A 13,566-nucleotide genomic window follows, 5' to 3' on the forward strand; every position below is an offset into this window, starting at 1 on the left:
CTTGGTGTGCGGCTTGACCGAACCGGGCTTGCACAGCACCTGACCGCGCTCGACTTCCTCGCGCTTGGTGCCGCGCAGCAGCGCGCCGATGTTGTCGCCGGCCTGGCCCTGGTCGAGCAGCTTGCGGAACATTTCAACGCCGGTGACGATGGTCTTCTGGGTATCGCGCAGACCGACGATTTCGATTTCCTCGCCGACCTTGACGATGCCGCGCTCGACGCGGCCGGTCACCACGGTGCCGCGGCCGGAGATCGAGAACACGTCTTCCACCGGCATCAGGAACGGCAGATCGATCGGGCGCTCCGGCTGCGGAATGTAGCTGTCCACGGCCTTCATCAGCTCGAGGATCGCGTCGTGACCGAGCTTCTTGTCCTTGTCTTCAAGCGCGGCCAGAGCCGAACCCTTGATGATCGGAATGTCGTCGCCCGGGAAATCGTACTTCGAGAGCAGTTCGCGGACTTCCATCTCGACGAGCTCGAGCAGCTCCGGATCGTCGACCATGTCGCACTTGTTGAGGAACACCACCATCGCGGGAACGCCGACCTGCTTGGCGAGCAGGATGTGCTCGCGGGTCTGCGGCATCGGGCCGTCGGCCGCGGACACCACCAGGATCGCGCCGTCCATCTGGGCGGCACCCGTGATCATGTTCTTGACGTAGTCGGCGTGGCCCGGGCAATCGACGTGGGCATAGTGGCGGTTGGCGGTCTCGTATTCGACGTGAGCGGTCGAGATCGTGATGCCGCGCGCCTTCTCTTCCGGCGCCTTGTCGATCTGGTCGTACGCGGTGAACGTCGCACCGCCGGTCTCCGCCAGCACCTTGGTGATCGCCGCTGTCAGCGACGTCTTGCCATGGTCGACGTGACCGATCGTTCCGATGTTACAGTGCGGTTTATTACGTTCAAACTTTGCTTTGGCCATGACTCTCTCCGTTCAGTCGTTAACTGCCGCTAACGACAATCAGGCAAACTTCTTCTGGACTTCCGCCGACACGTTGGCCGGGGCTTCCGCGTAGTGGTCGAACTGCATCGTAAAGGTTGCGCGACCCTGGCTCATCGAGCGCAGGTTATTCACGTAACCGAACATATTCATGAGCGGCACCATCGCGTTGATGACGTTGGCGTTGCCGCGCATGTCCTGACCCTGGATCTGGCCGCGCCGCGAATTCAGATCGCCGATGACCGAGCCGGTATAATCTTCCGGAGTCACGCATTCGACCTTCATGATCGGCTCGAGCAGGACGGACTTGCCCTTCTGCAGCGCTTCGCGGAATGCCGCGCGCGAGGCAATTTCGAAGGCCAGCGCCGAGGAGTCGACGTCGTGATAGGCGCCGTCCACCAGCGTCACCTTGACATCGACCACCGGGAAGCCGGCGACGACGCCGGAGCCCAGCACGCTGTTGAGACCCTTTTCGACGCCGGGGATGTATTCCTTCGGCACCGCGCCGCCAACGACCTTGGATTCGAACTCGAATCCCTTGCCGGGCTCGTTGGGTTCGACGACGAACTTGACCCGCGCGAACTGGCCGGTACCGCCGGTCTGCTTCTTGTGGGTGTAATCGACTTCCGCCTTCTTGGTGACGCGCTCACGGAACGCCACCTGCGGCGCGCCGATGTTGGCGTCGACCTTGTAGGTGCGGCGCAGGATGTCAACCTTGATGTCGAGATGGAGTTCGCCCATGCCCTTGAGGATGGTCTGGCCGGACTCCAGGTCGGTCGAGACCCGGAACGACGGATCTTCCGCCGCCAGCTTCGCCAACGCGACGCCGAGCTTTTCCTGGTCGGCCTTCGACTTCGGCTCGATCGCGATTTCGATGACCGGCTCCGGGAATTCCATCTTTTCCAGAATCACCGGCTTGTTGGGATCGCACAGCGTGTCGCCGGTGCGGGCTTCCTTCAGGCCTGCCAGGGCGACGATGTCGCCGGCATAGGCTTCCTTGATGTCTTCGCGGTTGTTGGCATGCATCAGCAGCATGCGGCCGATGCGCTCCTTGCGGTCACGCGTCGAATTGATGACGCCGGTACCCGAGAGCAGCGTGCCGGAATAGATGCGGCAGAAAGTGATGGTGCCGACGAACGGGTCGTCCATGATCTTGAACGCGAGCAGCGCGAGCGGCTCCTTGTCGTTCGGAAGCCGAACGATTTCGTTGCCGTCTTCATCGACGCCCTTGATGGCGGGAACGTCGACCGGCGACGGCAGGTAGTCCACCACGGCGTCGAGCAGCGGCTGCACGCCCTTGTTCTTGAAGGCCGAACCGCACAGCACCGGGAAGAACGCGCCGGTCAGCACGGCCTTGCGGATCATGCGCTTCAGCGTCGCTTCATCGGGCTCGTTGCCATCGAGATAGGCGGCGAGCACTTCGTCGTCGAGCTCGACGGCGGACTCCAGCAGCTTCTCGCGGTATTCCTTGGCCTTCTCGACCATGTCCTCGGGAATATCGATGTCCTTGAAGGGAGCATCGAGCTTCTCGTCTTCCCAGACCACGCCCTTCATGCGGACCAGATCGACCAGGCCCTTGAAGTTGTTCTCGGAGCCGATCGGAAGCTGGATCGCGATCGGCTTGGCGCCGAGACGGTCGACGATGTCCTGCAGACACTTGTAGAAATCAGCGCCGGTCTTGTCCATCTTGTTGGCGAAGACGATGCGCGGAACCTTGTACTTGTCGCCCTGGCGCCAGACGGTTTCGGTCTGCGGCTCGACGCCCTGGTTGGAATCCAGCACGCATACCGCGCCGTCGAGCACGCGCAGCGAACGCTCGTCTTCGATGGTGAAGTCGACGTGGACGGGGGTGTCTATGATGTTGAGGCGCTTGCCTTCCCAGAAGGCGGTGGTGGCGGCGGACGTAATCGTGATGCCGCGCTCCTGCTCCTGCTCCATCCAGTCCATCGTCGCGGCACCTTCGTGCACTTCGCCGATTTTGTGGCTCTTGCCGGTATAATACAGGATGCGCTCGGTGGTCGTGGTCTTGCCGGCATCGATATGCGCCATGATACCGAAGTTGCGGTAGTCCTCTATGGCATGAACGCGGGGCATGGGTTGTTCCTTAAAATCCGTTGTTTCGCCGTTACCAGCGATAGTGCGAGAAGGCGCGGTTGGCTTCAGCCATCCGGTGCACATCTTCCCGCTTCTTGACGGCGTTTCCCCTGCCATTCGACGCGTCGAGCAGCTCGGCCGAGAGCCGCTCCGTCATCGTCTTTTCATTGCGATCGCGCGCCGCCGTGATGATCCAGCGAATTCCGAGCGCCTGACGGCGCACCGAACGCACTTCGACCGGCACCTGATAGGTGGCGCCGCCGACGCGGCGCGAACGAACTTCGATGGTCGGCATCACGTTTTCCAGGGCCTGCTCGAAAACCGGCAGCGGGCCCTGCTTGGTCTTGGCTTCGATCATTTCGAGCGCGCCATAGACGATGCTCTCGGCGGCAGACTTCTTGCCGTCGTACATGACCGAGTTCATGAACTTCGTGATGATGATGTTCCCGAACTTCGGGTCCGGGTTCACTTCACGCTTTTCAGCAGAATGGCGACGAGACATCTATCTGTTCCCGATTATTTCGGACGCTTCGCGCCGTACTTCGAACGACGCTGCTTACGGTTCTTGACGCCCTGGGTATCGAGGACGCCGCGGAGAATGTGGTAACGCACGCCGGGCAAATCCTTGACGCGGCCGCCGCGGATCATGACCACCGAGTGCTCCTGAAGGTTATGGCCTTCACCCGGAATGTAGCCGATGACTTCGAAGCCGTTGGTCAGGCGCACCTTTGCGACCTTACGAAGCGCCGAGTTCGGCTTCTTCGGGGTCGTGGTGTAGACGCGCGTGCAAACGCCGCGCTTCTGCGGCGACTGCTGCAGCGCCGGCACCTTCTTGCGCGACTTCTGAACGACGCGCGGACTTGCGATCAGCTGGTTGATCGTCGGCATGTCAGCCTTCACCCTTTAGTTCACGCGAAACCGTTATCGGCTCCGCAAATTCATTCGGGACATCGGTCCCATCCGGCCGCCTCACACGAAAACGACCGCGCAAAGCGAAATCGCGCCAACCACTCATTGCTGAGCGGAAAGCGCTTCACGCCACAGAGGACCGCGGTCGTGATCGATCAGCTGACGCTGGTCAATCGGCCACCGAGGTCATGCATCCGAAATTAATCTCAAGAGAACTTGCTCGAGAGAACCAAAATCGTCCTGGCAGTGCCTAGCTATCATCGACAGCGTTTGAGCGGCATTCGTCGAGGTTGGTGCCCTTCTCGATCCCGAGGGATGAAGCAGGGTGATCCGTTCCGACTCTGGCGTCGCTCACCGCCTGTCGTCAAGTGCGCGGGTTTTATCGGCGGTAGTTGGCCAAGTCAAGGCGAAACGACAACGAAAGAAACCCCTGCGGCGTCTGCATAACTGGCGTGCGCGTGAGATTCAACCCACTCCGGAATCGGCGCTTTCGAGGCAGATGGTCGCGAATCTCCGCGCGGTCGCGCGACACTCGGTTTGCCCCGCCCTCAACGGGACAGGAACAAGACGGCCGAACGCCAATATTACCCGGATAAAATAGTCAGGGGTGCGATGCGACGCCCAGTTTCTTTGGGCGAGGCGTTGATCGCCAACGCCGGAACCCGTCACGCCAGCTGCGCAGGCGCTGATAGGCGAGCTGCCGGGCAGCTTCGATTCGGTAGCCGACCGATTTTCTCGTGCCGATATCGATCAACAGATCGACCATCGGTCGCCGCCCGGCCCACAATTGCCCCATGAAGCTTGCTTCGGCGGCACAGGAATTGATTGCCACGATCCCGGATCCGGCGAACAGCTCGTCGGTGATCTTGTCGATCAACAGCGCGCCCGGCGAATACTTGGCGTATTCGACGTCGAATGCGGTTTTCCAGGTGTAGGCGGTGGTGCCGCAATACATCAGCACCTGCGCGGAAATCGCCTCGCCGTTGACCCGCAGCAAAGCGACGGAGGCATTGCCCTGCGCCGCCAGGCTCTGGAATAGCCGTCGGACGAAGGCAGCGTCATGGGGATCGGATAACAGCGCGGTGCCGCGATCGCCCTTCCAGCTGGCATTTTCGAGCGCCAGAAAGCGCTCGAAAGCCTGCAGGGCGCCGTCCAGCGTCCGGTCGTTCACGACGTCAATGGTGCCGAGCGCCGACAGCCTGTTCCAGTCCTGCCGCAGTTTCTTGCGCGTGGAGCCGGACCGTTTGACGCCAAACCCCGGCGTCACGAAAGGCCGGGCGCTTTCCGAAAGCGTCAAGGGTTCAATGCCGCGGCTGGCCAGTTCCCGGCGCATCGCGGAATAGCTTGGACACTCCGCGTCGAGCGACGGCAGACTGAGGACCTTCGGCAGCGACCGGCTGGCCGCGATCGCCGCGAAGAACGCCGCGATTACGCCGTCGACGCAGGCAAAATCGACCACGGGGCTGGACAGGAAGGCGTAGGTATAAGGCAGCGCTTCCAGCACCCTCGGCCAGAACGGCAAGACCTTGCGCGATTGCAGCGCCCAGACCCCGACCAGCTTCCGCGGGCCGTCGCCCTCCTCCCAGGCCATCAGCATCTGGATGCTGGCGAAGCCGGTCTCGCTGGCCGCTATCAGCGCGGCCGGATTCATGAAAACGTTCGAGGAGGCACGCCGGACGAGATCGTCCCATTGCGGGCCGATGTCGGAGTTGGGTGAATCAATCGTTACCGAAATCATCGGACCAATGCTTTGAGCGGCCGCGGCGCGGCGGCCATCTTGTTCTTCCAGCATTGCTTTTCGGTTAAGTCAGCAGGCCACGGCCAAGCCCGGACCTTAAACAAGCCGCGGGCTTCATTCGGAGCTTTTCTTTCAAGCTTTCTTTGCGTTTTCCGACGCATTGATGGGGTCTTCGGCTCCGAGGCAAAGGCATGCAGTATACGGATGTTGCAATCGTCGGCGGGGGTCTCGCCGGCTCGACCGCCGCGGCGATGCTCGGACGCGCCGGCGTTTCCGCAGTTCTGATCGACCCTCACACTTCATATCCGCCCGAGCTGCGCTGCGAGAAGCTGGGTGGCGAACAGCTCGGACTGCTGCGCAAAACCGGCCTTGCGGATGCAACCTTGCGGGCCACCACGCTCGACGGCGAGGTATGGGAAGCACGCTATGGAATAGTGGTCGCCAGGAAGGCCAGCGACCAGCACGGGATCATGTATGATACGCTGGTCAACACGGTGCGCGGTCAAATTCCGCCGGATGTCGCAACGATCCGCGCCAAGGCCACCAGCATTGCCAACAGCCCGGAACGGCAGAGGATCGAACTATCGACCGGTGAGGAAATCTCGGCGCGGCTGGTCGTTCTTGCCAACGGCCTCAACATCGGCCTCCGTCATACGCTCGGCATCAAACGCCGCGTCATCAGCGAATGCCATTCGATCACGCTGGGCTTCGACCTCGAGCCGGTCGGCCGAGCGGCTTTCGATTTCCCCGCCCTGACCTATTGGCCACGCCGATCCAGCGCGCGCATGGCTTATTTGTCGGTGTTTCCGATCGGCGGCAGGATGCACGCCAATCTGATGGTGTACCGCGACATGACCGACCCGTGGTTGCCGCGGTTTCGACAGGCGCCGGAAGCAACCATGCGCGCGCTGATGCCCGGCCTGCAGCGCATGATGGGCAAGTTCAGGGTGAGCGGGCCGGTCAAGATCAGGCCGGCCGATCTCTGTGTCACCGACGGCTATCTGCAGCCCGGGATCGTGCTGGCCGGCGATGCGTTCTCGACCTCCTGCCCCGCGGCAGGGACCGGCACCACCAAGGTATTCACCGACGTCGAGCGGCTGTGCAACCTCTACATCCCGCAATGGCTTGCGACCGAGGGTATGGACATCAGGAAGATGGCGGCATTCTACGACGATCCGGAAAAGACGGCGTGCGAGGCGCGCTGCCTCGCCAAGGCCTATCACCTGTGTTCACTGTCGATCGACAACGGCCTGTCATGGCGCGCGCAGCGCGCGGCACGCTTCGTCGCGCGCTTGTCCCTGGGCATGTCACGATCTATCGGCAACCGATCGGCCGCCGGATCAGTTCCGCAACATCCGGCTGCGCGACCGGATGCGCATCCCGGCCAGGGGAAACTCGCCTGAACGGCTTTTCGCGATTTCCGGCTCAATCCTCGTCGTCATCATCGTCATCATCATCATCGCCGGCCTGATCGTCCGCCTTATGCGGCTTGTGGCTCTGGTCGTCCCACAGCCTGCGATAGACGCCGTTGGCGGCGAGCAGTTTCTGGTGTGAACCGCGTTCGATCGCCCTGCCGCCCGATATCACGATGATCTCGTCCATCTCGACCACCGACGTCAGCCGGTGCGTCGAGAAGATCATGGTGCGGCCCTGGGCCAGTTTCATCAGCGTCTTGTTGATGGCGGCTTCCGTGGTCTGGTCGAGCGCCGAGGTCGCCTCGTCGAGCAGAAGCACCGAGGGGTCGCGGACGACCGCGCGGGCGATGGCGATGCGCTGGCGCTGCCCGCCCGATAGCGTATCGCCGCGCTCGCCGACCTCGGTATCGTACTTCTCCGGCAGGCTCATGATGTAACTGTGGATCTCGGCCTTCTTTGCCGCCTCCACGACCTCCTCGTCGGTCGCACCTTCCTTGCCGAGCCGGATGTTTTCCCGGATCGACATGTTGAACAGCATGTTCTCCTGGAACACCACCGCCATGCTCTTGCGCAGGGATTCGACGGTCACCTTGCGGATATCGACGCCGTCGATGGTCAGGCGCCCTTCATCCGGCAAATAGAGGCGAAGGATCAAATTCAGCAGCGTGCTCTTGCCGGAGCCGCTGGGGCCGACGATCGCGATGGTCTTGCCGACATCGAGCTTGAGACTGAGATTGTCGAGAACCGGCGTCTCGGAGCCCTCGTACTTGAACGACACGCGGTCGAAGGTGATGTCGTTGGTGATCCGCGGCAGCTCGGGCGCGCCCGCGCGATCGGCGCCGCGGGTCGGCTCGTCGAGCAATTCCTGAATGTGACGCACCGCCGCCGCCGACTGGATCGACACCGGAATGAAATGCATCAAATGGGCGATGTTGTAGGACACTTCCCAGAACGCACTCTCGAACGTCACGAAGGTTCCGACCGTGATCTGCCCCTTGGTGGCGAGATAGGCGCCGATCGCGAGCACCACGAGGTGCAGCAACAACACCGAGATCGTGACCGAGCGCTCGACCATGGTCGAGAGAAACACCGCGGAAGCGGTCTTGTCGCGAACCTGGTTGTTGCGCAGACGGAACCAGCCGAAGGCGCGACGCTGCAGGCTGAACGCCTTGACCACGGCCTGCGCCGCGACGTTTTCCTGCACCATGCCGAGCAGCGACGATTCGTGCAGCTTCTGCTCGTAATTCGCCTGCACCGCCTTCGGCGTCAGCAGCCGCGGGCCGATCAGCGTGATCGGAAACACCAGCAGCGCTACCGCGGCGAGTTGCCAGTTCAGGAACAGCATCAGGATGATGCCGGCGATCAGTTCCAGGAACGGTAATGCCGCGCTGTTGGCAAAACTCTTGATCGAGGTCTCGAAGGCCGAAAGGTCGATCGAGAACCGCGACAGGATTTCGCCGCGCTGGGTCCGCGCGAAATAGCCCGATGGCAGGTCCTGCACATGGCCGAACAGCCGCGACCGCACGTCGGCAATAAGGGATGACGCGAGCTTGGCGTCCCATCGCTCATACCAGATTGCGACGATCGAGGTGATGATGCCGGCCACCGCCAACACCCCGAGGATCATGTAGAGGGCCTGAAAATCCTCTTCGCCGAGTGCGTCGTCGATCAGGAACTTAAGGCTCAGCGGCATGATGACGTTGAACAGCGTCTCGACCACGACGCCGAAAGCCACGAAGACCAGCATTTTCCTGTAATTCTTCAGAAACGGCTGGACGAAGGCATAGATCGTCGCAAACGCGCCGGCGGCTTCCTGCGCGGTATAGACGACGAGATCCTCATCATCATCGTCGTCGTCTATCTCGAGATCATGCTCGGATGGCTTGGCTGCCTTCTTCTCGAGTTCGGGCACAACCGGATCGCCAGCGGTGGCAGGCTTCGGATCATCAGATGAAGGAGGCTTGGGCGCCATGAAACCAACCGATGCTGCACGGCCGGCATGACCGCAAAATCAAGGGAGACGGCCGAGCGAGCCACGGCCGCGATCCTATGCGATCAATATGCGTTCGGCAAAATAATTGGAAGGCCGGCTATTCGCTTAATCGTCGGCCTCGACCTTGTCGAAGAACGAGTAACGCAGGCTGTCGGAGTCCGCATACCACTGGCCGGGCCCCTTGTTGGCCGCCAGCGTCGCCGCCCAGAGCGCGTCCGTGCAGTCGCGACGGTGCATCGACAGGTCGAATCCGTTGCCGAAGAACAGCTCCGACCATTCCCACCAGGTGCCGAGCTTCTTCACGCCCCGCAGCAGGTCGTAGCGGTCGATCAGCGCCGGCGCCATGTCCGACGTCACCGACCCGAACACCAGGCCGGTCTTCACCACGCGGTTCAGTTCGCGAATCGCGCGGGGAACCTGCTTTTCGGAGACATGGCACAGGCTAGTCTCGAAAACGAAGTCGAATTCCGCGTCCTTGAACTTCATATCGACGATCGATCCGAGCTTGCAGAACTTCTTCAGTTCCTTCGGCGTCCGGGCGTGGATCGCGCGGTTGTTCTCGATGCCCCACGCATCGATCCCGCGGGCGCGCAGTGCGCCCACCAGCTCGCCGCTGGCGGAGCCGGCCACCAGCAGCCTGTAGCCCCTGGCCCTGTTCCAGACGATCTTGATGAGGTCGGTCAGGTAGGCCGGATCGGTGAACTGGCTCCAGACCTCGCTATAGGGCCCGAGCCCGCGATAGTTCTCGAAATATTCGCGGTCGATCTTGTCCGACGCAGGCGTGCTGCCGTCGCCGCGCGCGCGGCGCAACCGCATCATCTCGGTGACGATGATGTCGGTGGCGGCATCGGAGGAGTCCAGCAGTCCGTTCAGCGTCGAGTCGAACAGATAGTCGCCGACCACGACCAGGCCGGGATGCTGTTTCGGCTCGGGACGGTGATTGGTCATGACGTCGCGCGCCGGCATGCCGCCCGGCAGCGCATTCACCGACGACAGCCAGCGATGAATCTTGCCCTCCATCAGATGCGCGCGCACATCGCCGAACGAGTCCGGCAGCGACTTCACTGCGGCGTCGATCAGTTCCTGGTCGCTGAGATTGGCGAACGCCAAAGCATCGGAACCGGCGATCAGCCAGTTCAGCACGCCGTGCTTGCCGACATCGTGACGCGCACCTTCGTTGTAGACGCAGCAGCCGCCGAACGCTTCCGACATGAACCAGGCGCCGGGGATCTTCTCGCCCCAGAACGGCTCGTCGAACAGCAGCGACACCCGCAGATAATGCGCGGGGCGGTCGAAATAGGAGACGTGCTTGATCATCGACTTGCGCAGCTGCTCGCCGTCCCAGCGCATGGTGGCGAGCCAGGAATGCGGCAGGCACATCAGCACCAGATCGAAATCCCTGGTCTCCGGGCCCTTGCCGTTCATCATGTTGAGCTGATAGCGCCCGGATTCGGTCTTGCCGACCTTGAGGACGCGGTGATTGAGCTGGATGTCGGCGCTGACTTCGGACCGCAGGCAGTCGATCAGCTGCTCATTGCCGTTCTGGATCGAATACAGGCCGATATAGCCGTCGACATCCATCACGAAGTTCTTCAGCGCGTTCAGGCCATTGGTATTGTGGCTCTCGGTGGCAAGATCGGACCGCGCCATCACTTTGAGGAAACGTTTTGCCGTGGGGTCGTCGACTTCCTTGTCGAGCAGCTCTTCGCAATTGATGTAGGCCCACGGATGCTCGTTGTCGTGCGCGCCGACGCCTTCGTAATATTCGAGCGGCGACATCAAATCGGTGCAGCGCTTGCGGAACGCCTCGATCGCGTCGGCGGTCTTGGCGCCGTATTTGCGGCGCATCCCCGGCACGTCGTTGAGCAATTCGCCATCGAGCTGGACCTGCTCGGCATCCATCGGAATGGTTTGCAGGCCGAAATGCTGGATCAGTTCGCGCAGCGGATCCGGGCCGGTCATCGAGTAATCATAGATCTCGGCGACGCCGGCTTCGTACATCGCCGGCGCCGAATCGAACTTCCGCGTCACGATCTTGCCGCCGACCCGGTCGGAGGCCTCATAGATGGTGATGCGGCAGAGATCGCCGAGCTTCTTTTTGAGATACCAGGCGCTCATCAGCCCGCCGGGGCCGCCGCCAACGATTGCAAGATCCAGCATATGGTTTTCCGTCGCCCCAGCCGGCCGCCCGCCGTTCGCGGAACATCCGGTCTAACTCACCCTAGCAAAAGCGCTTTTGACACTGAAGGGAAGATGAACAAAGCGGTGTGCAGTGCGAGAAAGGCGAAAAACAGCAAAAAGGCCGGCTTTCGCCGGCCTTTTTCGTAACATTGTGAATCCGGAGGGCCTTATTCGGCCGGTTCCGCCGGCGGCAGAGCCAGCGGTTCCGCTTCGGGCGCCGTAGGCACGATGGTGGCCTGCTTCTCGCGCTCGTCCAGGATGAGCTTGTCGCGTTTGACGGCGACTTCGCGGATCTTGGCCATCGAGGCGCCGGTGCCCGCCGGGATCAGCCGGCCGACAATGACGTTTTCCTTGAGGCCTTCGAGCGGATCGACCTTGCCGTTGACGGCGGCTTCGGTGAGCACGCGGGTGGTCTCCTGGAACGAGGCCGCCGAGAAGAACGAGCGGGTCTGCAGGCTCGCCTTGGTGATGCCGAGCAGCACCGGCGTTCCCGTGGCGATCTTCTTGCCCTCTTCCTTGGCCTTGGCGTTGAGCACGTCGAACTCGATCTTGTCGATCTGTTCGCCCGAGATCATGTCGGTCTCGCCCTGGTCGGTGATCTCCACCTTCTGCAGCATCTGACGGACAATCACCTCGATGTGCTTGTCGTTGATCAGCACGCCCTGCAGCCGATAGACCTCCTGGATTTCGTTGACCAGATAGGCAGCGAGCTCCTCGATGCCCTTGATCGCCAGAATGTCGTGCGGCGCGGGATTGCCTTCGACGATGAAATCGCCCTTTTCGACGATATCGCCGTCCTGCAGATGGATGTGCTTGCCCTTCGGAATGAGGTACTCGCGAGTCTCCTCGTTCTTGTCCATCGGCTCGATCGAGATGCGGCGCTTGTTCTTGTAGTCGCGGCCGAACCGGATGGTGCCGGCGATTTCCGCGATGATGGCGGCGTCCTTCGGCTTGCGGGCCTCGAACAGTTCCGCCACCCGCGGCAGACCGCCGGTGATGTCGCGGGTCTTGGCGCTTTCGGTGGAAATACGCGCCAGGATGTCGCCGGTCTTGACCTTGGCCCCGACGTCGACCGACAGAATGGCGTCGACCGACAGCATGTAACGGGCCTCACCGCCACGCGCGAGCTTGAGGATCTTGCCGTCCTTGCCCTTGATGACGATGGCCGGGCGCAGGTCGCCGCCGCCACGCGAGGTGCGCCAGTCGATGACGACGCGCTTGGCGATACCGGTGGATTCGTCGAGCGTTTCCGAGATCGACTGACCCTCGACCAGATCCTCGAAGCCGATGGTGCCTTCGACTTCGGTCAGCACCGGACGGGTGTAGGGATCCCATTCGGCGATGCGCTGGCCGCGCTTGACCATGTCGCCTTCGTCGACGCGCATCCGCGCGCCGTACTGGATGCGATGGGTCGCACGCTCGGTGCCGTCGGCATCCGTCACCGCCACCACCATGTTGCGGACCATCGCGACGAGATGGCCTTCGCCATTCTTCGCGATCGCCTTGTTCTTGATCGTCACCTTGCCGTCGAAGTTCGACTCGATGAACGACTGTTCGTTGATCTGCGCAGCGCCGCCGATGTGGAACGTGCGCATCGTCAGCTGGGTACCGGGTTCGCCGATCGACTGCGCCGCGATGACGCCGACCGCTTCGCCGTGGTTGACCGGGGTGCCGCGGGCGAGATCCCGCCCGTAGCACTTGCCGCAGATGCCGTTGACCAGTTCGCAGGTCAGGGCCGAGCGGATCTTCACTTCCTGGATGCCGGCCTGCTGGATGGCGTCGACGTGAATCTCCTCCATCAGCGTGCCGCGCTTGACCACGACCTTGTTGGTCACGGGATCGCGCAGATCCTCGCCGTTGGTACGGCCGAGAATGCGCGACGCCAGCGATGCGACGACCGTGCCGGAATCGATGATGGCGCGCATCTTGATGCCGAGCTTGGTGCCGCAATCATCCGCCGTGATGATGCAGTCCTGCGCCACGTCGACCAGACGCCGCGTCAGATAGCCCGAGTTCGCCGTTTTCAACGCGGTATCCGCGAGGCCTTTACGGGCGCCGTGGGTCGAGTTGAAGTATTCAAGAACGGTCAGACCTTCCTTGAAGTTCGAGATGATCGGACTCTCGATGATCTCACCCGACGGCTTGGCCATGAGGCCGCGCATGCCGGCGAGCTGCTTCATCTGCTGCGGCGAACCGCGAGCACCCGAGTGGCTCATCATATAGACCGAATTGATCGGCTTCTGGCGGCCGGTTTCCTTGTCGATCTGAATGGCGGCAATGCCCTTCATCATTTCGTCGGC

General features: G+C 62.1%; 8 protein-coding genes and 1 pseudogene. 1 reads left to right on the plus strand and 8 read right to left on the minus strand.

The window, feature by feature from the left end; genetic code table 11:
* The 5 genes from tuf to Q7T45_RS07415 all read right to left on the minus strand — a co-directional run.
* Positions 1 to 918 (minus strand): elongation factor Tu (tuf, locus tag Q7T45_RS07395; protein ID WP_304869273.1); only part of this gene is annotated, 918 nt, incomplete at its 3' end.
* Positions 919 to 957: 39 nt separating this feature from the next.
* Complete coding sequence (fusA, locus tag Q7T45_RS07400) at positions 958 to 3,030, minus strand: elongation factor G (RefSeq protein WP_304869275.1); 2,073 nt, start codon at positions 3,028 to 3,030, stop codon at positions 958 to 960.
* 31 nt (positions 3,031 to 3,061) lie between these two features.
* Entirely contained in the window at positions 3,062 to 3,532 is a 471-nt protein-coding gene (gene rpsG / locus Q7T45_RS07405) for a 30S ribosomal protein S7 (RefSeq protein WP_304743672.1), read from the minus strand.
* Between the two features lie 14 nt (positions 3,533 to 3,546).
* Positions 3,547 to 3,918, minus strand: coding sequence for a 30S ribosomal protein S12 (gene rpsL / locus Q7T45_RS07410; RefSeq protein WP_011473880.1), 372 nt, complete (start codon positions 3,916 to 3,918; stop codon positions 3,547 to 3,549).
* Positions 3,919 to 4,540: 622 nt separating this feature from the next.
* On the minus strand, positions 4,541 to 5,731 hold the full coding sequence (locus Q7T45_RS07415; protein ID WP_370691231.1) for a GNAT family N-acetyltransferase: 1,191 nt from the start codon (positions 5,729 to 5,731) through the stop codon (positions 4,541 to 4,543).
* Between the two features lie 137 nt (positions 5,732 to 5,868).
* Between Q7T45_RS07415 and Q7T45_RS07420 the strand changes: the two genes are divergently transcribed.
* The gene (locus Q7T45_RS07420) at positions 5,869 to 7,080 is read left to right on the plus strand and encodes an NAD(P)/FAD-dependent oxidoreductase (protein ID WP_304869285.1); all 1,212 of its coding nucleotides are present in this window, start codon (positions 5,869 to 5,871) and stop codon (positions 7,078 to 7,080) included.
* Between the two features lie 22 nt (positions 7,081 to 7,102).
* Here the strand turns inward: Q7T45_RS07420 and Q7T45_RS07425 are convergent, their stop codons facing one another.
* The 3 genes and pseudogenes from Q7T45_RS07425 to Q7T45_RS07435 form a co-directional block, all read right to left on the minus strand.
* Complete coding sequence (locus Q7T45_RS07425) at positions 7,103 to 9,064, minus strand: ABC transporter ATP-binding protein (protein ID WP_304869287.1); 1,962 nt, start codon at positions 9,062 to 9,064, stop codon at positions 7,103 to 7,105.
* 126 nt (positions 9,065 to 9,190) lie between these two features.
* Entirely contained in the window at positions 9,191 to 11,245 is a 2,055-nt protein-coding gene (locus tag Q7T45_RS07430) for an FAD-dependent oxidoreductase (RefSeq protein WP_304869288.1), read from the minus strand.
* Positions 11,246 to 11,433: 188 nt separating this feature from the next.
* A pseudogene (locus Q7T45_RS07435) lies at positions 11,434 to 13,566 on the minus strand (DNA-directed RNA polymerase subunit beta'); the annotation flags it as partial.

The organism is Bradyrhizobium sp. (genome assembly GCF_030646015.1).
Taxonomy (GTDB): domain Bacteria; phylum Pseudomonadota; class Alphaproteobacteria; order Rhizobiales; family Xanthobacteraceae; genus Bradyrhizobium.

Coding starts and splice junctions, on each gene's coding strand:
- fusA (WP_304869275.1), bottom strand. CDS start 3,030: ATGCCCCGCGTTCATGCCATAGAGGACTACCGCAACTTCGGTATCATG.
- Q7T45_RS07415 (WP_370691231.1), bottom strand. CDS start 5,731: ATGCTGGAAGAACAAGATGGCCGCCGCGCCGCGGCCGCTCAAAGCATT.
- Q7T45_RS07420 (WP_304869285.1), top strand. CDS start 5,869: ATGCAGTATACGGATGTTGCAATCGTCGGCGGGGGTCTCGCCGGCTCG.
- Q7T45_RS07430 (WP_304869288.1), bottom strand. CDS start 11,245: ATGCTGGATCTTGCAATCGTTGGCGGCGGCCCCGGCGGGCTGATGAGC.
- rpsL (WP_011473880.1), bottom strand. CDS start 3,918: ATGCCGACGATCAACCAGCTGATCGCAAGTCCGCGCGTCGTTCAGAAG.
- rpsG (WP_304743672.1), bottom strand. CDS start 3,532: ATGTCTCGTCGCCATTCTGCTGAAAAGCGTGAAGTGAACCCGGACCCG.
- Q7T45_RS07425 (WP_304869287.1), bottom strand. CDS start 9,064: ATGGCGCCCAAGCCTCCTTCATCTGATGATCCGAAGCCTGCCACCGCT.